Below are 20,524 nucleotides of genomic sequence, written 5' to 3'. Positions count from 1 at the left end.
ATCACAGACCATCATGATGCATCAGCGAGAGCACTTATGATGCAAGACTAGCAAGCCAATCATCGAAGACTGCCTTGAGTATAGGCAAGAATGATAATTTTGAGACGAAAACAGTTTTTGTTCTGACGACGGTGTTTTAATAATGGGCATTGATCATTCAAAATAGATGAATGAGTATCCTGATTTTGTTGATATACTTTGGTGTCATCAGTGCATATTATACGACAATCGTTCCATAGCTATGCTGGCGGGAACCAGTATGGCTGGCTAAAATAAGCTCGGACTATAACCGTTGCCTGTTCTATAGATCGATGCTTCAGCAATGGACGAATGAGACTGCAGTATGCCCTGCAGACTCAGGTGGATGATCAGCAAAAACCCCTGTCTTGTTACAGGGGTTTTTTGTATCTGCGCTATTCTCAATTACCTGTCATTGCTATTTTATCAAAGAGGGATTGCCCCATGACCGATCTTAATGCCCGTAGTCGTCAGGCTCTGCAATTGATGGATCTTACCTCCCTGAATGATGATGATACCCCGGAAAAAATCATTGAACTCTGCCATCAGGCGCACACAGAAGCGGGTAATACGGCTGCTGTCTGTATCTATCCCCGTTTCATCCCTATTGCCCGTAAAACGCTGAACTCCCTTGGCCTCAATGACGTTACCATTGCTACGGTAACCAACTTCCCTGCCGGTGATGATGATATTGATATCGCTGTCGCAGAAACCAAGGCGGCTGTCGCCTATGGTGCGGATGAAGTTGACGTTGTATTCCCATACCGTGCCCTGATGGCCGGCAATGAAGAAGTTGGAGCCGAGCTGGTTCGCCGCTGCAAAGAGGCCTGTGGCGCTGACGCCGGTGGCAACAAAAAAGTCTTGTTAAAAGTCATTATTGAAACCGGTGAGCTGAAAGATCCGGCACTGATTCGTAAGGCCAGTGAAATCGCCATTGCTGCCGGAGCTGATTTCATTAAAACGTCTACTGGCAAGGTGCCGGTCAATGCCACGCCTGAATCTGCACGTATTATGCTGGAAGCAATCCGCGACAGTGGTAATACTCAGGTTGGTTTCAAACCTGCCGGTGGTATCAGAACCGCAGAAGACGCTGCATTCCACCTGGACCTGGCGGATGAAATCATGGGTGATGGCTGGGTAAACCGTCGTCACTATCGGTTTGGTGCCAGCAGTCTGCTGGAGAATCTGTTGATTAGCCTGGGTTTGAAACATGGTGATACCACTGAAAGTGGCGGGTATTGATTATGTTTCTGCCACAAGAAGTCATTCGTCGCAAGCGGGAAGGTGAAGCACTCAGCGAGCAGGAGATTCGCAGTTTCATTGCCGGTGTTACGGATAACTCGGTGTCGGAAGGCCAGATCGGTGCTTTCGCCATGGCCGTGTACTTTCAGGGGATGAATATTGATGAGCGCATTGCCCTGACCTGCGCCATGCGCGATTCCGGTGAGGTGATGGACTGGTCGTCAGACCATCTCCCCGGGCCCATACTGGATAAACATTCCACCGGTGGTGTTGGCGATGTGGTCAGCCTGATGCTTGGTCCTATGATTGCCGCCTGTGGCGGCTTTGTTCCGATGATTTCAGGTCGTGGTCTTGGGCATACCGGGGGCACGCTGGACAAGCTGGACAGTATTCCCGGCTATACGACCAGTGCCTCAGAATTGCTGTTTCGTAAAGTGGTGAAAGAGGCCGGTGTGGCTATTGTCGGTCAGACCGGCGAGTTAGCGCCTGCGGACAAACGGATTTATGGTGTTCGTGACGTGACCGCAACGGTGGAATCCATTGCCATGATTACCGCCTCCATTCTGTCGAAAAAACTGGCAGAAGGGCTGGATGCCCTGGTGATGGATGTTAAAGTGGGCAGCGGTGCCTTTATGCCAACCTTCGAGCAGTCAGTGGAACTGGCGCAGAGTATCGTTCAGGTAGCCAACGGGGCCGGGGTGAAAACGACGGCATTGCTGACGGATATGAACCAGTGCCTTGCCTCTTCAGCGGGCAATGCCGTCGAGGTGCGCGAAGCCGTTCAGTTCCTTACCGGTGCATATCGCAATGAACGTCTGCTGGAAATTACCATGGCTCAATCCGCAGAGTTGCTGGTATCCGGTGGTCTGGCTGATGGTATTGAGCAGGCCAGGGAAAAACTGCAGTCAGTACTGGATAATGGTCAGGCGGCAGACATTTTCGGCAAAATGGTGCACGGTCTGGGTGGCCCGTCCGACTTTGTTGAACGTTATGACCATTACCTCCCCAATGCGGCCATCATCAAGCCCGTGTACATAGAGGCAGAGGGTTATCTTGCCGCCATGAACACCCGGGAAGTGGGGATGGCCGTGGTGCAGTTGGGCGGCGGGCGAAAAGTTGCTTCTGATACGATTGATTATGGAGTAGGCTTCACTGACATTTGCCGGTTGGGTGACAGGATTGATCCTTCAAAGCCGATTGCCATGCTCCATGCCAGTTCAGAAGCGTCATGGAACCGGGCTGCAGATATGTTTCGCGGTGCACTCAGTTTTGCTGAACAGATGCCGCAACCCCATTCTCTGGTTTACCAACAGCCTTGAGCGCAAAAACAGCCTTGAGCGGAAAAACAGCCTTGAGCGCAAAAACAGCCTTGAGCGGGAAAATAGCCTTGAGCGGAAAATGCACCTTCGAGTCATGAGTTTGTAAAAAGCCAGAAGGTGCATTTTTATCAACCAATAGCTGTCATAACCATGGCAGGTCAGGAGGAGCGAATGAAACGTGCCATTATCCTTGTGATGGATTCATTCGGTATTGGAGCCACTGAAGACGCTGATAAATTTGGCGATGTTGGCTCCAACACAATTGGACATATTGCCCAGGCTTGTGCTGATGGCGATGCAGATATTGGGCGAAAAGGACCGTTAACCCTCCCGGAGCTGTCCAGTCTTGGTCTGGTTCACGCATCCAGGGATGCCTGTGGTGAGTTTCCCCGGGGTATGGTCAATGATATGCCGATTATCGGTGCTTATGGCTATGCCAAAGAGCTCTCCAGCGGTAAGGATACTCCCAGTGGCCATTGGGAAATGGCGGGTGTTCCGGTTCTGTTTGAGTGGGGTTATTTTCGTGACGAGAAAAACAGTTTCCCGCAGGAACTGCTGGATGAGTTGATCGAAAAGGCCAGGCTTCCGGGGGTTCTGGGTAACTGTCATGCCTCGGGTACCAGTATTCTGGAAGCGCTGGGTGAAGAACACATGAAAACCGGCAAGCCGATTGTCTACACCTCGGCTGATAGCGTATTTCAGATTGCCTGCCATGAAGAAACGTTTGGCCTGGAGCGTCTGCTTGAAGTCTGTCAGATTGCCCGTGAGATTCTTGAACCATACAACATTGGACGTGTGATTGCCCGCCCATTTATTGGTGATGATGCAGGCGACTTCCAGCGCACGGGTAATCGTCGGGACTTTTCTGTATTGCCTCCGGCGCCTACGGTTCTGGATAAGCTGGTGGCCAGTGGCGGAGAGGTGGTCAGTGTTGGCAAGATTGCCGATATCTTTGCCAACCAGGGGATTACCAGAAAGGTAAAGGCAACGGGTATCCCAGCCCTCTTTGAAGCAACCCGTGAAGCATTGATTGAAGCGGGTGATCGAACCATCATATTCACCAATTTTGTGGATTTTGACTCTTCATTTGGTCACCGCCGGGATGTCGCCGGTTACGCTGGTGCACTGGAACAGCTGGATGCTATGCTGCCAGACCTGTTTTATTATATGGGCGACGATGATCTTCTGATTATCACTGCAGACCATGGTTGTGACCCAACCTGGCCCGGAACGGATCATACCCGTGAACACATTCCTGTTCTGGTATTCAGCAAGAAGTTGATTCCCTGCTCACTGGGTCAGCGGGAAACCTTTGCCGATATCGGACAGACACTGGCCAATTACTTTGCGCTGGAGCCGATGGACTACGGCACATCCTTTTTGCCTGAGATCTTTGAGCAAGGCTGAGTTTTGGCCATTGCCACTTTGATCGTCGTGTTTTATTGAGAACGAGGATTTAACCATGACACCCCATATTAATGCCAAGCCCGGAGCCTTTGCTGATGTCTGCCTGATGCCCGGCGATCCTCTGCGAGCCAGGCATATCGCAGAAACCTTCCTGGAAGGTGCTGAACAGGTAACGGATGTTCGCAACATGCTGGGCTTTACCGGTACCTATCAGGGTGTCAAAGTGTCCGTCATGGGCTCAGGTATGGGCATTCCTTCAGCGTCTATTTACTACAAAGAGCTGATTACCGAGTACGGTGTCAAGAGCCTGATCCGTGTCGGTTCCTGTGGTGCTATTTCCAGGGATGTTCAGGTGCGTGACATAGTCATCGGTATGGGTGCCTGTACTGACTCCAAAGTGAATCGCATGCGCTTCAAGGACCATGACTTTGCAGCGATTGCCGATTACGGGCTGCTGGAAAATGCCGTTAACTCTGCCCGTGCCATGAGCCTGCCGGTTAAAGTGGGCAACCTGTTCTCTGCGGACCTGTTCTACAATCCGGACCCTTCCATGTTTGACACCATGGAAAAATACGGCGTTCTGGGTGTAGAGATGGAAGCGGCCGGCCTGTACGGTGTTTGCGCTGAGTTCGGTGCCCGGGGGCTGGCAATCTGTACCGTCAGCGACCACATCCGTACCGGTGAAGCTCTGCCACCAGAGGACCGTCAGTCAACATTCAATGAGATGGTTGAAGTTGCTCTGAAGTCATTGCTGTAAGTCAGCATTTATCCTGAGCCACAATCCATTTCCGGTATTTGCAACAATACTTCACTTCCCTCTGCCTGGCTGACTGACAAAACAGGTCAGCCTTTCCCTTGCATCGGTTGTTTGGAACTTTCCCGGATTGCCAAGGTCGAATTTTATATTCACCTAATCATCTTCTGGAAACAGGGCTATCCCTCAAGAATAAATATGCAGAGTCTATTCTCCCCAGCCAGCTCAGATATCGTCTCCCAATTGTCCTTCGAAGCAAGAATGGGAGCTGGCCATAGACACAAAAGAAAGCTGACTATGGCAGGTTACCGGTTGGAACAGACAACAACAGGAACCAGCATCTATCCACTACGCCAACAGCAACCTGAGCCCGGGACCGTTCCTCCCATAAAACTCCGGCGTATTACTAACAACAGCTGGTGCGTTGCTGGCTCTACTACAGCGGTACAGGTCAATCTGAATCGGATAGAGACTGAACCGGTCAGGATGCCCAAAGCCCTGCGCCCGACAGCCCTGGTCAGGTCAGTGCTGCCTCAATCGTCATCAGGTACTCCCGTCAGCCCTGGATTTAATAATGTTCAAATGAGGCCCGGTGGTTCTGTAGTGCAGGGCTTATCATTGCAAAACCCTGTAATGTTCAGTTATCAGGAAGCCATGAAAAATTTTGATCCGGCGCTCTATGATGTGTTGCATAAGGTAATTGATAGCAAGGAATACGTACTAAAATTTCTGGGAGCCATATCACAGCTGCTCAAAACCTGCAAAAATCGCAGGATCAGGGTTGAAGATACGCTTTTCAGAATGCTTAAATTTCATGATATCCGTAAACATTATAGAGATTTGAAAGCATTTTTTGAGAAAGCTAACCTTTTCTTTGCCCACTTAAACACGGATGTTGCCCGGGACACCAGTTGTCTGACCAGTATCCTTAATACATCAACTGCCAGTAATATCAGAAACATTTCGAATCATTTTATCAGTCTCAGGAATGATGTAATCGTGTTCATTGCCCGACATCCATTCTTGAAAGAGGTTGCCATCGTCTGTCATGGAAAAGGCTTGCCGGAAGATATGGACATCGGTGTCTTGTTCCAGAGGCTAGGCGTGTTGTGGGCATTGCAGAAAATGAAGGGTATCGACAATGCCGTTAAGTACAAACCGCTCGACCAGGCGCTGGTCACCCACATTTTCTCCATATGTAATAACAAGAGCCTACCGAAACAGACGAGAGTGAATGCCTTCCTGCAGCTGCGCAATGTGGATGCAGTGAGAGTCCGTCTCACTATGGATGCAGTGAGAGTCCGTCTCACTATGGATGCAGTGAGAGTCCGTCTCACTACTTTTGGTAAATCCAAACCGGAAAAGGGGGAAGGGAAATCTGCCTGAAGCATCACTGCAGGATGCAGCTTGGACTTGCTATAAAATAATTGGTTCCATAGAACTGGTTCTGAAATCCCTCGTCCCTCGTTCCCACGCTTTTAGGCCCTGTGGGTCCCGCGTGGGAATGCATACGGATCTGGCAGCATGAGAAATAGCCACTGTCTGGTAGGGTTTTCGGGGGCTCCATGCGAGTATGGTATTTGTGGCGGGATCGGTATGCATTCCCACGCGGAGCATGGGAACGAGGTGTTCGGAGGGTGTTGAGACAACCTCGAACCCTGGGAGTGAGGTGCTTATGTATGTATAACCGGCCCTGGCTTCTGCTTATCCCCCCTGAATTGACTTACTATCCAGATGGGAAGGGGGCTTACTGATTGTCAACCCACTCCGTCTCTACCACCAGATCCAGTATCCAACGCTTGCCGGAAGCATCTGCTGGTGGGTTTGGAACATCAAACTCTTTGATTCTGAGACGATAAGCCGTCCCGGGGGTAAACTCAAAACCTTCGATATTGCCATAAAACAGAGTCCAGGGATCTTCTTCAGACTCCCGAATCTGCAGGCACTCCATTGGGGCTACGCCGGTACATTGAGTTTTTTCCGGAGCAACATAAATAAAGCGGGTCACTCCATCTTCCATATTGGGCTGCTTTTTAAAGACATAGCTGGAAGTATTGGTACTGAGTATCAATTGGTCTCCAGACATCTGAACCCTGGGTTTATCATCCAATAGCTGTTTCAGGGCTTCTTCCTTTTTGGCCGCTTCGCCATTACACATCATCAGGGTACTGGCGAGCTGCTCGACGATCAGCTGATCACCGTACATTTTGACCGAGCCCATCAGCCGGTTGCAGCCAGCATTGGCGGCAATGCGATCATTGTTGATATCCAGGGTGATGGGGGATGTTGCTGACGCAGGGCTGGTTTCCTGCCATCGACCTTCAGGCAAGGTATTACAGGCGGTCAGAAGTACAGACATAACCACAACCCCAAACTGACATGGCTTCATTGATAACTCCATTGGATTACTGCAAAAAAATCACTGATATTTTTACAAAGAGAAGGGCAAATATGAAATCAAATATGTCGGGCTACATAAAAAGAAGGACCGTTTACAGGTGCTGATTTTTATCGGAGTGTTATCAGCGGTCTAACCATACGAAATAGATAATTTCCTATGGTTAGTCACTTAAGGATGAACGGTCAGCCTCCTGGTGCAGAAAAGCGCTAATACCCATACAGCCAGCTCCCTCGCTCCCATGCTCTGGAGGGTGTCGCAAAACCCTCCGGACACCTCGTTCCCACGCTCCGCGTGGGAATGCATACGGATCTGGCAGCAGGAGAAAGAGCCACTGCCTGGTAGGGTTTTCGGGGGCTCCATGCGAGTATGGTATTTGTGGCGGGATCGGTATGCATTCCCACGCGGAGCATGGGAACGGGATGTCCAGAGTGTCCGCAGTGTTTTGCGACAACCTCCAGAGCGTGGGAACGAGGTGTCCGGAGGGTTTTGCGACAACCTCAGGACCGTGGGAACGAGGTGCTTGTGTATGTATAACAACGCTTGGCTGCACTAGTAGCATAGTATCAGATAGAGAAGCTGTAACTTAACCAGGAGCGCAGGTCTTTGACTTCATTTTGACCCGTTGCCAGGTAGAAGGCGTCACTGTTCTTGTAATAGGCATACTCTACTTTGAATTGCAGGCCTTTCAACTCGGGTTGGTTGAAATTGTAGATCAGGGTCAGGTCGCTCTCAGATTCATGTACATCCTGCTCGGTATTGGTTGCTATATTTCGAGCCTTCATGCCTGAACCGTACATATAGTTATAGCCAAAAGACAATCCATCGATACCAACAGAGCTGAAGTCGTACTCAGCGCCGACCATCCAGGCGGTTTCCTTGTCAAAGTAGAAGGACGAATAGATGGCGTTACTGGGTACATCGTATGCACCCTGGGTATTGGCCCCGAAGTAGTAGTCGTAGTAGCCGATGGTCTGGTAATTGTTCTCTGTATTAACCACCGATGTTTTTGCTTTGGTATAGGTGACGCCAGCATTGAACGTCCATGGACCACTTTCCAGAACTGCATTCAAGTTGCCAGACTGGGCTTTGTTATCAAAAGGTCTAGGTGAATAGTCCTCTGCTTTTGGATTGTTTACCCACTTCCAGAGATCACCATCCTGTTTTGCGTGGTAGTACATACCCGTCAGGGTTAGTGTGGAGTCGTTATGCAGCGGCATGGTAAAGATGGCGTTGACATTTTGGCCAGTAACGTACTTATGGGCCAGGCCATTATTGTATTGCAGCTCAAGGCTCCGATGGTTGGCAAGATCGAAGGTATAGCTCAATTGCATGGCAACTACCCAGTCAATCTTTTCATTTTCGGCATTCACGATGTGATGAAAGCCGGACTGGGTTCTTGTGGATACTTCGTCGACCCAGGCGATTTTGCCCTTGAAATTATCCATACTGACGGCGGCATCGACACCCTGCCAGCTACTGGGCACAGAGCGTGAGCTTGAATATCTGATCAGGCCGGTTTCCATCAGCTGGCGGCCAATTTTGACATCAGCTGAGACACCGTCATAGCTTTTGGGCAGTTTGACATCGACCCATAGCTGCCCAACCTTGCCAAAACCTTCATTATCAGCATTTAACAGGTCACTGGAACCGTTATTACCTGCTTTCATATTCAGTTTTGCCACACGATAGGCGGAGCCGCCAACGTTGATGACATCAGCAAGGTAGCCAGTCTCGGCATTAAGCCAGATAGCGCCAGTCCATGCACCGCCGGTTGTTCCATCAGAAGTATTTTTATCGTTATAAAAAATGGTCTCAACTTTGCCATCGATTTTGGCATCACGGATAAATGGATCAGAGCTGTCAATGGCCATTACAGGCAGACTGAAAATAACAACTGCACAAGACAGCAAAGAAGGTCGTAAACTGGACAAGGTAATTACCTGCTATATCAATGTTAATGATTGAGTGAAGCAAGTATAGATGCTGTGCCAGGGGCTGATAGAAATTAACCGATAGAATAAGAGCATGGCTGGTGATTAAACGGGAAAACTTTTTATTACTATCGTCTTATTAACAGTTTCCGGATTAAATGGTGAATTCAATAATCATGTGCAGATTCTATTTTACTGATCAGATGAATTTGCGTGGCGTTTGTTTTCTTTAATTTACCATTACGAAATTCCAAATCAATTCTCCTGATGGCTGAGCCGTATTCAGGGGTGTCTAACGGCGCACTGGTTTCCGTCTGGCCATAAGCCTCAGTGGGAGGCAGGGCACCATGTCCTACCAGCAGGTCAATACCTGCCACCCTGGATACCGGAGAAAACGGCTTGCTGCCGGGTTTTAGCGGCTTTGGGTAATGGATGACATGGGTGGCAACGATCACGATGTCGGCCTGTTTTCTCAAGTAGGGTACCAGCTCTGCAGTGGCCAGCACCGGATCAATGAGTTCAATACCCCGGCGGTACTCTGCCGTTGCTGCACCAAGACCATCACTAACAGTCCCAAGCCTGGTAATCCCCATAACGGCAATATTTAGACCATCGAAGTCAAACAGGGCATAGGCATCAAAAACGGGACGGCCTGTTTCAGATTCATAAAGGTTGGCGGACAAAAAAGGAAAGTCAGCAGTGGCTTCCTGGGTTCGAATCGTGTTCAGTGGCTCATCAAATAAGAATGGGCTGACCGCCATGGCGTTATAACCCAGCTGGTTCAGCTGTTTCAGGTTAAGTAGGTCATTATCGGTGCTGAGCTCACCTCCGGAGAGTAACAATAATTTCCCGCCATTGGCTTCAACCTCCCTGCGTATTGTACTGATCAGCTCTTGCCGTTGAATCAGTTGATCACCGCTATTGGACGGTGCATGTTCATGAACAAGCTCACTGGTGTTAAGAATGGTCAGTTTGTAGGTCTTGTCATGAATGTAACCGGGTCTGTGGTTTTCCTGTGAGATCCAGAAATAAGTCAATGTAACCAGCAGGGATGCCAATAAGATAGTGACAATCAGCTTCAGCCAGAACTTATGTTGCCTGGCGAATGTGCCTGCTGGTCTTGGGTGCATAAAGACAACTTCCGGGAAAAGTGAGCACCAATATATCATTTGTTCCACGGCACGTGTGTCGTTATGAGTTAATTATCCTGCAAGCATTCTGTAAGCAGTTAATTATCACTATAAATGAGTGTTTTTCACCGTATGTTGATTTTTAGAGTGATCAGAATTTATAGCTGACCGCAAAATATTGGCTGGCTCCTGAAGATTTCATGCCATTTACATGGTTTTTAACCAGATAAACGTCCGAGTAGAGCTTCAGACCGTAACCCAGGGCAAATTGATCAATGTGCCAGTAGAGGCCGTTGAACATCGCCCCTCCGTGGGTAGCCTGTGGTTGGCCTGCAAACGTGTTTTTGGCACCAAACTGATAGTCAATATAGCCCTGATAAGAGAGAAAGCTGCCATTATTAAATGTGTAGAAGGGGGTAAACCAGTTGGTAGAGACCTGCAATCCATTCCATTTCTTATTGTTCAGATCGTAAAGACCATAAAGATTACCTGATTACCACTGATCGTACGTCATGACACAGGGAAAGATAATTTAAGAATATACGTGCAGCTTTTCATTCTTTATGTCTATAACCCGGTAAAGAAATAATAGAACCTCTCCAGTATTACCGGTGGAGCAGGCATCATGACGGCTTGTTCTCCAGATTATCAACTAAATTCGGTTTCATAACCGCTCCGAACAAGCAAAGACCCACATCATCATTCGAAATAATGATATTAATACGTCAACTGACTTTCAATTATCGGTTGATGGCTAACCCGGTTTCCACTGGACGTCTGGCAGTTTGAGAAGTCGATCCGGCATCGGTGCTGTATTGACTGCAGCCCGACCTAGCCTTGAGATCATTGAAGGCATATCAAAACGCCGGTTAAACCGATAGTTGAACTCTGATAGATAGTTCTCGTCCAAAAACGCATCAGGCAATCATAATTAGATTGTACGTGCGTTTTGATATTTCCTGAAATTCCAGAGAGCCGCAAAAACTCTTCCCTTTTTTTCTCTAATCTGGGACGGATATTGGAGAAAAACGCGAAAAGCAGGCAGAAAACATCCTCCCACCATGCTGGAAAGGTACTTTCATGTAGCGTGGAGGTGGCTATCAGGATGGTGCCGGGTGTCTGGCCAGAATCACCAGGTTGTAACAGACCACCGATAACCAGCAATGAGAATCAAAACGCTCAGAACCCTTGCAGTGGCAACGTGATAGCCCAAAACATCTCTTTAGCCACGAAATTCCCGCTTCAATACCTGCCCGGAAGCGAAAGAGCGTTTTATACACATACTGACTTTTAGTCATCTCTTCGACTTCAAGTCCGCGCTTCTTATTAAAAGCTACATCGCTGATTCCCATGGCCTTGGCTTTTTCCAAATTAGCGCGACACGCGTATCCGCCGTCACCGCTTGTCTGGCGAGGTACACGACCATAAATTTCTTTTTGTCTTTCCATCATCGGAATGAATTGGTCCGAATCCGCTGGGTTACCTTCCTCAATAACCAGGTCCAGGATCAATCGACTTTTTCCCTGAACCAGGTTCAGTTTATGGCCATACTGTACTTGCCGCCTGTCTTTTACGATGATATCCGTATGGGGTTCATACAGGCTAACCACTTTTTCCTGGGCTGGCACCTTTTCACCCTTAAAGACCCTGCGCTCTGTCTGGGAGACTATTGCATCCACCAGGGGTAACAGGTGATCCACATCGGCCTGCCACTTGTCGGCATCATCAGCCAGGAGACACTGCCCCTGCTGACGGGCGTTTGCTAGCGTGACAGTAGCTTCGATAAGTACCTTCCGGGATTTTCGGGTCAACTGCAGCAGTTTTTTATAATGCTGATGCCGCTCTTCTTTGCCAGCGTAGATGCATTTTCTGGCCGCATCTTTTACGGCTCGGTTGTGATGGGTATATTCATAAAGCGGTGTCGCTGTCAGTGTTTGTCCCCGTTCCAGCAGCCGACAAATTTCTTTAACGGAACTGGCTAAAAGATCACTGTCGCAAGGAGGTTTGATATCCGATTCGGTGACTGTGCTGTCAATAGCCACAGTGCGCCCTTTTTCAATACCCTGATCGTAACTATTCAGCACTGAGCAAAGGCATATTACAGTAACTCAAGTTACGCACCTTGCTGAAAATCAGCCATTATTGGTGGCATGAAAAATGATCTCATAGAACTTTATTCTGACTACCTGTTGTCGTCGTCTGGGAAGACCACTGCAACGGGAGTGTCAGAGCTTTTGGATAATGTCTACAGTCATGACCAATTCACCCGATTGCTTTCAAACAATGAGTTTACCAGTCGTGACTTATGGCTTTACGTTAAACCCGTCGTGCGACAGGTTGAGTGCAGTGATGGGGTTTTGATCTTTGACGATACGATTCAGGAAAAGCAGTTCAGCAAAGAGAATGCCCTGAACACCTGGCATTTTGATCATACAAAAAATCGCACCGTGAAAGGTATAAATCTGCTCAATGCACACTACCATGCCGGAGATGCGTCGATCCTGTCGCCTATAAATTGATCGAGAAAACCATCCTGTACACCGACTTGAAGACAAAAAAGGTAAGACGATATGCAGAGCAAACCAAAAATGAAATGATGCGGGAGATGCTGATGATTTGCTGCCATAACCAGCTTATGTTCCGCTATGTCCTTGCAGATAGCTGGTTTTGCTCAAACGACAATATGATGTTTATTCGACACGACTGTAATAAACATTTCCTGATGGCGATGAAGTCAAACCGCAAGGTATCCCTCAGTCTGGACGACAAATTACAAGGCCGTTCACAGCGTATAGATACTGTTGATTTTTCAGAAGATAAGCCTGTACAAGGGTGGATAGCAGGTGTCGATTTCCCTGTTCTGCTATACCGTCAGGTCTTTAAAAACAAAGACGGAAGCACAGGCATTCTCTATCTGGTTTGCAGCGATCTTGACTGTGATGCCGAGACTCTCAAGGCAATCTACGAGAAACGGTGGAAAGTCGAGGTCTTCCATAAAACGCTGAAATCGAATGCGTCAATGGCCAAGTCACCGGCGCATACTGTGAGAACACAGAGTAATCATATCTTTCTTTCAATTTACTCAGCCTTCAGGTTGGAAGTATTGTCATTGAAAGTAAATCTGAATCACTTTCAGCTCAGAGCCAAAATCTATATGGCAGGGCTGAAAGCTTCGTTGGGGCAGCTGAGAGAGCTGTTAGCTGCGTAACTTCAGTTACAGTAATTCCGAACAGCTCTATGAAGTGATTGATATATGTCCATTCCCTGTTTTCTGGCAGACGACAAATAGCTGCGAATCCGTGCAAACATAGAACCACCGTCTGCACTCCTGAAGCAGCCTGAGATTTTCTGCTTTAACTTGGCCATTCGAACATCCCGCTCACTGCCATTGTTATCGAAGGGAATGGTAAAATCTGACATGAAGCGCAGTGTCTCAGCCTTGAACTCAGTGAGTCGTTTGAAGAGATTGTAAGCTTTAGTATTCTTGACTTTCTTGCGCTTAAGCTCCTCTCGTTGCTTCTCCATATAGACGACTTCTTTCATTAGAGCCCGCTGAAGCAACCGGTCATAAATCTTCTCGATTCGTTCACAGACAACACTTGGCATCTGTAGCATACCTATGGTCTTAAAGCCCTTGCAGTAATGCCAGGAAAGCCTCAGTAGCTTCATCAATCGCAACGCCAGTTGATTGCTGTCCCTATCAACAACACCCAAAAGCTCCCTCAGGTGATGGGCATTGCAAAGTACGTGAGTTGCCGCATATGCAAAATAGGATTTCCAATGATCATGAACCAGAACGCCTGCAAATGTTAGCAGTATGCCCATCGTGTCCATGGCCTCACGACCTCGCTTTTCAGACAAGTAGTAGAGCGTCCATTGTTCATCCCGCATAACGTGTAGCCAGTGCAAAGAGCCCTCGGCCCGCATACCCGTTTCATCGGCTCCGGCAACAGACGATTCCCGCAAGGCGTCACGAATAACCTCTTCAGTAGAAGCCAGATTTTCATAGGTTCTGGCCACAAAATTGGCGACAGTGCCTGCACTTACACTCATTTTATAGAGAGTATTAAAATACTCTGACACGCGCTTAAAAGGCAGGAAATGGTATTGGTTAAGATAGACGGCCATAGCCTGTGTGGCTGAGCCATATTGTGCGGCAGCGGTAACACCTTCCGGGAATTCAGCCTGATTCCGACAACCACAAGTGCAGATTTTTACTTCAGCTCTATGGGCCGTTACTTCAAATTCACCCGGTCTCCCTGGTTCAAACACCTGTCGTTCAATATATTTGACCGGCTCACTATCAAGAAGAGACGCCTGACATTTATTGCATTCTTTAACCGGAAGGTACTCAATATAGTCAGGGATATCGACCTGTTTAAGACAAGTGCCCTGATGCCCTTTCTTTCCACCGGCTTTATTACCAGAAGACTGTCTCAGACTTTTAGGATTGGGTTTTTCATCCGATGGATCGGTACCTTTATCTGCGGAAAGGTCGTCAGAATGATCTGGAGAATTACTGTTTTTACAAGGTTTTTGATAACCATCAGACGATGGCGGCTTGCTGCTGTTTTGACTGTTCTTGCCAACCTTTTCTTCCAATTCTCGACATCGCTCTTCCAGACAGGCAACTCTCATCCGCAGCTCTGCATTCTCTTTCAAGAGAATCTCAGCCGACATAGTTGCGGGTAGTTCTGGAATCATGCTGGCGAATATTGTGGAAAAATGGTGCTTAAGAGGATGGTATAAAAATCAGAAAATTCCAGATTTATGTGGGGGTGCTGAACAGTTACCCCTGATCTTTAGCGGTCATTAGCTGACAGTTATTAATCCGTTCCCATGTAGATGCAGTAAGAAGGCTGATGAGCCCATGCAAACTGGAGCGACTGGGGCGCTGGTTTGGTTCGAGGCGACAAAAGTCTCGAAAGAGCATGGAGTCCATCAAAACAAACGACAAGTAGTCATAATCACAATTCAAATACTGTTTCAGGAGTGCCGCACGAAGAACGGATTCTGCTGATAGTCCGTTCCGCCCAGTGTTCTGTTTATCACCAGAACTTAAGTCCTTATAAATCCAGTCATTGAACTGTGGATGGGCGTCAAGCCATTGCGAGATACCGGAAAGCTGGGAGCAGATTTCATGAGGTACGTAATGGAGTTCCATACTACACTGCGGGTTGCGTTTTTTGCGCATTTGGAGTCCTCTGTTTTTGGCAATCCCTTATGTTTCTTGCTCTTGGGAAGTTTAGTCGCCAGATAGCAGTAGGGCTCCACTTAATTTTTCAGGATAAAATCTACAGTTTTCAATTGGTTGTGTTTTTGGACGAGAACTAGGAGGCTGTCCGAGAACTAGCTATTGAAAAAACGAAAGCTTCAGCATTTTCTTGGCTGATCAAATATTGACCTAAATTTAGCCTGTTTTGGGGTAAAAATTGCGTTTTTTACCCTTTTGCTTGCCTTTATGCTGCCATTTTAAGCCTTTTTGCTTCTTCAAGACGGATTGATCCCGTTGAAACCGATTTGACAATTTTTTTGAAATTATAAGCACTGCAGACCAGTGAAAATTCTCCAGCCACTTTTTCCTTACCCCGGACACTGAACCCTCTGAATCCTGAGTTCTTGATTTGGCCAAAAGGCGGTTCCGCAATCACCTTGCGACGCTCATAAACCGCTTTGGCCTCTTTGGTTTCCATTTTGCGGTTCATCGCCTGGCGTATGGCTTCGTGGCGGTCTGTGCGAATCACTTTCCCCGGGTCTTTGTTGTCACCACTGCACCTTTTACGTAACGGGCAATCCCGGCAGATATCTTTACTGACGCGGTAGCTTTTGTGTTTTGCTTTGCTAGCCGTGTTATAAATCAGCTTCTCACCGGCAGGGCAGGTAAAGCTGTCGTCTGCTTCATGGTAAATAAAATCCGCTTTGACAAACTTTCTGTCAGAGTCTTCCAGTCCCTCTGTTGCAGGCTTCTCCTGTCGATCCGTAGCCATGTAAGCGTCAATGTTCGCATCATCAAACGCTTGCAGGTTGGGCCCTGAGTAATAGCCATTATCCTCACTCATTTTGCCAATGGACGCGTTATCTGTTGCTTCTGCAATGGCTTCAAGTGCAGGCTTTACTTCCTGCTTGTCATTGGCATGCTGGCTGATGTGCTGGCCAACAATGATACCATTATCGCTGTCGACGCTGATCTGGGCGTTATAACTGTACTGATAGCCACTGCCTTTTTTACCCATGATCCTGGCATCATGATCAGCAAAGCTGATTTGCTTTTTGTCGTCTATCGGCTTATCGGGATTCAGGGCCTGTTCCCGTTCTTCAAGCGCTTTTTTGGCCTCCTGGATTTTCTCTAACCGTTCCTGCTTGAATTGCAAGTCTTCAGGAATGCTGTAGCCAGTCTCCTGCTGATAAGCATCGTCCTCTTCACTGTCACTGGTTTCGGCTTTTTTAATCAGGGCCTCAACTTCAGCCATTAATTCAGCTTCTTTGGCCTTAAGTCGTGCGTAGCTCATGGCCTTATGCTTTGATGAGTCGGCTTTGAATTTGGAACCATCAAGAGCGATGTGGCCCAGCGAGGCCATCTGTAGTTCCCGGGCGAGCAGCACGCTCTGTTTGAAACTGCTTTTAAAAAAGGTGGCCTGGTTTTTACGAAAGTCACTGAGCACCCGGAAATTTGGGCAGTGCTGTTTGGCGATATACATGAAAGCCAAGTCCTGATTGCAGCGCCGTTCAATCTCCCTGGAGCTGAACACACCATGGCTATAGGCATAGATCAGGATCGATATAATCAGTCGTGGGTGGTAGGCATTCTGGCCAAGATGGTGATACTGCTTTTCCACTTCAGAGGTGTCGATATGCTTGAAGATATCTTCAAAAACGAAGCAATCATGATCTGGTGGCAGCAGGTCGAAGATGTTCGATGGAAACATCAGGTGCTGGTCAAAATCAGCAGGGTTATCTTTGAATTTGATTGATGACATCCGTTTCGGCAACAACAAAGTGGGCAGAAGATGCCTGATTATACTTAATCAGGCGTAACTATTCAGCACTGAGCAAAGGCATATTACAGTAATTCCGAACAGCTCTATGAAGTGATTGATATATGTCCATTCCCTGTTTTCTGGCAGACGACAAATAGCTGCGAATCCGTGCAAACATAGAACCACCGTCTGCACTCCTGAAGCAGCCTGAGATTTTCTGCTTTAACTTGGCCATTCGAACATCCCGCTCACTGCCATTGTTATCGAAGGGAATGGTAAAATCTGACATGAAGCGCAGTGTCTCAGCCTTGAACTCAGTGAGTCGTTTGAAGAGATTGTAAGCTTTAGTATTCTTGACTTTCTTGCGCTTAAGCTCCTCTCGTTGCTTCTCCATATAGACGACTTCTTTCATTAGAGCCCGCTGAAGCAACCGGTCATAAATCTTCTCGATTCGTTCACAGACAACACTTGGCATCTGTAGCATACCTATGGTCTTAAAGCCCTTGCAGTAATGCCAGGAAAGCCTCAGTAGCTTCATCAATCGCAACGCCAGTTGATTGCTGTCCCTATCAACAACACCCAAAAGCTCCCTCAGGTGATGGGCATTGCAAAGTACGTGAGTTGCCGCATATGCAAAATAGGATTTCCAATGATCATGAACCAGAACGCCTGCAAATGTTAGCAGTATGCCCATCGTGTCCATGGCCTCACGACCTCGCTTTTCAGACAAGTAGTAGAGCGTCCATTGTTCATCCCGCATAACGTGTAGCCAGTGCAAAGAGCCCTCGGCCCGCATACCCGTTTCATCGGCTCCGGCAACAGGACGATTCCCGCAAGGCGTCACGAATAACCTCTTCAGTAGAAGCCAGATTTTCATAGGTTCTGGCCACAAAATTGGCGACAGTGCCTGCACTTACATCATTTTATAGAGAGTATTAAAATACTCTGACACGCGCTTAAAAGGCAGGAAATGGTATTGGTTAAGATAGACGGCCATAGCCTGTGTGGCTGAGCCATATTGTGCGGCAGCGGTAACACCTTCCGGGAATTCAGCCTGATTCCGACAACCACAAGTGCAGATTTTTACTTCAGCTCTATGGGCCGTTACTTCAAATTCACCCGGTCTCCCTGGTTCAAACACCTGTCGTTCAATATATTTGACCGGCTCACTATCAAGAAGAGACGCCTGACATTTATTGCATTCTTTAACCGGAAGGTACTCAATATAGTCAGGGATATCGACCTGTTTAAGACAAGTGCCCTGATGCCCTTTCTTTCCACCGGCTTTATTACCAGAAGACTGTCTCAGACTTTTAGGATTGGGTTTTTCATCCGATGGATCGGTACCTTTATCTGCGGAAAGGTCGTCAGAATGATCTGGAGAATTACTGTTTTTACAAGGTTTTTGATAACCATCAGACGATGGCGGCTTGCTGCTGTTTTGACTGTTCTTGCCAACCTTTTCTTCCAATTCTCGACATCGCTCTTCCAGACAGGCAACTCTCATCCGCAGCTCTGCATTCTCTTTCAAGAGAATCTCAGCCGACATAGTTGCGGGTAGTTCTGGAATCATGCTGGCGAATATTGTGGAAAAATGGTGCTTAAGAGGATGGTATAAAAATCAGAAAATTCCAGATTTATGTGGGGGTGCTGAACAGTTACAATCAGGCTATTCTCGGACAGCCTCCTAGGAGGCTGTCCGAGAACTAGCTATTGAAAAAACGAAAGCTTCAGCATTTTCTTGGCTGATCAAATATTGACCTAAATTTAGCCTGTTTTGGGGTAAAAATTGCGTTTTTTACCCTTTTGCTTGCCTTTATGCTGCCATTTTAAGCCTTTTTGCTTCTTCAAGACGGATTGATCCCGTTGAAACCGATTTGACAATTTTTTTGAAATTATAAGCACTGCAGACCAGTGAAAATTCTCCAGCCACTTTTTCCTTACCCCGGACACTGAACCCTCTGAATCCTGAGTTCTTGATTTGGCCAAAAGGCGGTTCCGCAATCACCTTGCGACGCTCATAAACCGCTTTGGCCTCTTTGGTTTCCATTTTGCGGTTCATCGCCTGGCGTATGGCTTCGTGGCGGTCTGTGCGAATCACTTTCCCCGGGTCTTTGTTGTCACCACTGCACCTTTTACGTAACGGGCAATCCCGGCAGATATCTTTACTGACGCGGTAGCTTTTGTGTTTTGCTTTGCTAGCCGTGTTATAAATCAGCTTCTCACCGGCAGGGCAGGTAAAGCTGTCGTCTGCTTCATGGTAAATAAAATCCGCTTTGACAAACTTTCTGTCAGAGTCTTCCAGTCCCTCTGTTGCAGGCTTCTCCTGTCGATCCGTAGCCATGTAAGCGTCAATGTTCGCATCATCAAACGCTTGCAGGTTGGGCCCTGAGTAATAGCCATTATCCTCACTCATTTTGCCAATGGACGCGTTATCTGTTGCTTCTGCAATGGCTTCAAGTGCAGGCTTTACTTCCTGCTTGTCATTGGCATGCTGGCTGATGTGCTGGCCAACAATGATACCATTATCGCTGTCGACGCTGATCTGGGCGTTATAACTGTACTGATAGCCACTGCCTTTTTTACCCATGATCCTGGCATCATGATCAGCAAAGCTGATTTGCTTTTTGTCGTCTATCGGCTTATCGGGATTCAGGGCCTGTTCCCGTTCTTCAAGCGCTTTTTTGGCCTCCTGGATTTTCTCTAACCGTTCCTGCTTGAATTGCAAGTCTTCAGGAATGCTGTAGCCAGTCTCCTGCTGATAAGCATCGTCCTCTTCACTGTCACTGGTTTCGGCTTTTTTAATCAGGGCCTCAACTTCAGCCATTAATTCAGCTTCTTTGGCCTTAAGTCGTGCGTAGCTCATGGCCTTATGCTTTGATGAGTCGGCTTTGAATTTGGAACCATCAAGAGCGATGTGGCCCAGCGAGGCCATCTGTAGTTCCCGGGCGAGCAGCACGCTCTGTTTGAAACTGCTTTTAAAAAAGGTGGCCTGGTTTTTACGAAAGTCACTGAGCACCCGGAAATTTGGGCAGTGCTGTTTGGCGATATACATGAAAGCCAAGTCCTGATTGCAGCGCCGTTCAATCTCCCTGGAGCTGAACACACCATGGCTATAGGCATAGATCAGGATCGATATAATCAGTCGTGGGTGGTAGGCATTCTGGCCAAGATGGTGATACTGCTTTTCCACTTCAGAGGTGTCGATATGCTTGAAGATATCTTCAAAAACGAAGCAATCATGATCTGGTGGCAGCAGGTCGAAGATGTTCGATGGGAACATCAGGTGCTGGTCAAAATCAGCAGGGTTATCTTTGAATTTGATTGATGACATCCGTTTCGGCA

General features: G+C 47.7%; 17 protein-coding genes and 2 pseudogenes. 6 read left to right on the top strand and 13 right to left on the bottom strand.

Annotation, left to right across the window (positions count from 1 at the left end; translation table 11 throughout):
• Positions 1-462 precede the first annotated feature (462 nt).
• Positions 463-1,260 carry a deoxyribose-phosphate aldolase gene (gene deoC / locus MJO57_RS29760; RefSeq protein WP_252020964.1) on the top strand — a complete coding sequence of 266 codons (798 nt, stop codon included), beginning with the start codon at positions 463-465 and terminating at the stop codon, positions 1,258-1,260.
• A 2-nt stretch (positions 1,261-1,262) separates the two neighbouring features.
• Positions 1,263-2,579, top strand: a complete 1,317-nt coding sequence (gene deoA, locus MJO57_RS29755; protein ID WP_252020962.1) for a thymidine phosphorylase — start codon at positions 1,263-1,265, stop codon at positions 2,577-2,579.
• Here the strand turns inward: deoA and MJO57_RS29750 are convergent.
• Positions 2,524-2,715, bottom strand: coding sequence for a hypothetical protein (locus MJO57_RS29750; RefSeq protein WP_252020960.1), 192 nt, complete (start codon positions 2,713-2,715; stop codon positions 2,524-2,526). The two genes, deoA and MJO57_RS29750, sit on opposite strands and share 56 nt — an antisense overlap.
• A gap of 35 nt (positions 2,716-2,750) precedes the next feature.
• On the opposite strand from MJO57_RS29750, the gene MJO57_RS29745 reads away from it, so the two are divergent.
• The 3 genes from MJO57_RS29745 (at position 2,751) to MJO57_RS29735 (ending at position 6,126) form a co-directional block, all read left to right on the top strand.
• The gene (locus MJO57_RS29745; protein ID WP_252020958.1) at positions 2,751-3,986 is read left to right on the top strand and encodes a phosphopentomutase; all 1,236 of its coding nucleotides are present in this window, start codon (positions 2,751-2,753) and stop codon (positions 3,984-3,986) included.
• Between the two features lie 55 nt (positions 3,987-4,041).
• Entirely contained in the window at positions 4,042-4,743 is a 702-nt protein-coding gene (gene deoD / locus MJO57_RS29740; RefSeq protein ID WP_252020956.1) for a purine-nucleoside phosphorylase, read from the top strand.
• A gap of 996 nt (positions 4,744-5,739) precedes the next feature.
• Positions 5,740-6,126, top strand: coding sequence for a hypothetical protein (locus MJO57_RS29735; protein WP_252020955.1), 387 nt, complete (start codon positions 5,740-5,742; stop codon positions 6,124-6,126).
• A gap of 361 nt (positions 6,127-6,487) precedes the next feature.
• On the opposite strand, the gene MJO57_RS29730 is transcribed toward MJO57_RS29735, so the two are convergent.
• The 6 genes and pseudogenes from MJO57_RS29730 to MJO57_RS29705 form a co-directional block, all read right to left on the bottom strand.
• Positions 6,488-7,129, bottom strand: coding sequence for an META and DUF4377 domain-containing protein (locus MJO57_RS29730; protein ID WP_252020953.1), 642 nt, complete (start codon positions 7,127-7,129; stop codon positions 6,488-6,490).
• Positions 7,130-7,704: 575 nt separating this feature from the next.
• The gene (locus MJO57_RS29725) at positions 7,705-9,072 is read right to left on the bottom strand and encodes an OprD family outer membrane porin (protein ID WP_252020951.1); all 1,368 of its coding nucleotides are present in this window, start codon (positions 9,070-9,072) and stop codon (positions 7,705-7,707) included.
• A 167-nt stretch (positions 9,073-9,239) separates the two neighbouring features.
• On the bottom strand, positions 9,240-10,250 hold the full coding sequence (locus MJO57_RS29720) for a hypothetical protein (RefSeq protein ID WP_252020949.1): 1,011 nt from the start codon (positions 10,248-10,250) through the stop codon (positions 9,240-9,242).
• Between the two features lie 103 nt (positions 10,251-10,353).
• Positions 10,354-10,677 (bottom strand): annotated as a pseudogene (locus MJO57_RS29715) (outer membrane protein OmpK); the annotation flags it as partial.
• A gap of 279 nt (positions 10,678-10,956) precedes the next feature.
• A complete protein-coding gene (locus tag MJO57_RS29710) occupies positions 10,957-11,112 on the bottom strand; it encodes a hypothetical protein (protein ID WP_252020945.1) in 156 nt (51 codons plus the stop codon).
• Between the two features lie 190 nt (positions 11,113-11,302).
• A complete protein-coding gene (locus tag MJO57_RS29705) occupies positions 11,303-12,286 on the bottom strand; it encodes a transposase (RefSeq protein ID WP_252020943.1) in 984 nt (327 codons plus the stop codon).
• A gap of 66 nt (positions 12,287-12,352) precedes the next feature.
• Here MJO57_RS29705 and MJO57_RS29700 point away from each other — a divergent pair.
• Positions 12,353-13,410 (top strand): annotated as a pseudogene (locus MJO57_RS29700) (transposase).
• A gap of 2 nt (positions 13,411-13,412) precedes the next feature.
• On the opposite strand, the gene MJO57_RS29695 reads toward MJO57_RS29700, so the two are convergent.
• The 6 genes from MJO57_RS29695 to MJO57_RS29670 form a co-directional block, all read right to left on the bottom strand.
• The gene (locus MJO57_RS29695) at positions 13,413-14,906 is read right to left on the bottom strand and encodes an IS66 family transposase (RefSeq protein WP_252020932.1); all 1,494 of its coding nucleotides are present in this window, start codon (positions 14,904-14,906) and stop codon (positions 13,413-13,415) included.
• An 85-nt stretch (positions 14,907-14,991) separates the two neighbouring features.
• Positions 14,992-15,396, bottom strand: coding sequence for a transposase (locus MJO57_RS29690; protein WP_252020930.1), 405 nt, complete (start codon positions 15,394-15,396; stop codon positions 14,992-14,994).
• A gap of 265 nt (positions 15,397-15,661) precedes the next feature.
• Entirely contained in the window at positions 15,662-17,179 is a 1,518-nt protein-coding gene (locus MJO57_RS29685; protein ID WP_252017502.1) for an IS1182 family transposase, read from the bottom strand.
• Positions 17,180-17,237: 58 nt separating this feature from the next.
• The gene (locus MJO57_RS29680) at positions 17,238-18,056 is read right to left on the bottom strand and encodes a transposase (RefSeq protein ID WP_252020928.1); all 819 of its coding nucleotides are present in this window, start codon (positions 18,054-18,056) and stop codon (positions 17,238-17,240) included.
• Positions 18,057-18,092: 36 nt separating this feature from the next.
• Positions 18,093-18,752, bottom strand: coding sequence for a DUF6444 domain-containing protein (locus MJO57_RS29675; protein ID WP_252020926.1), 660 nt, complete (start codon positions 18,750-18,752; stop codon positions 18,093-18,095).
• Between the two features lie 243 nt (positions 18,753-18,995).
• Complete coding sequence (locus MJO57_RS29670; protein WP_252017502.1) at positions 18,996-20,513, bottom strand: IS1182 family transposase; 1,518 nt, start codon at positions 20,511-20,513, stop codon at positions 18,996-18,998.
• Positions 20,514-20,524 lie beyond the last annotated feature (11 nt).

Source organism: Endozoicomonas sp. SCSIO W0465 (assembly GCF_023716865.1).
Lineage (GTDB): Bacteria > Pseudomonadota > Gammaproteobacteria > Pseudomonadales > Endozoicomonadaceae > Endozoicomonas.
The sequence above is the reverse complement of the archived record's forward strand: the minus strand, read 5'-3'. Positions and strand labels throughout refer to the sequence as shown.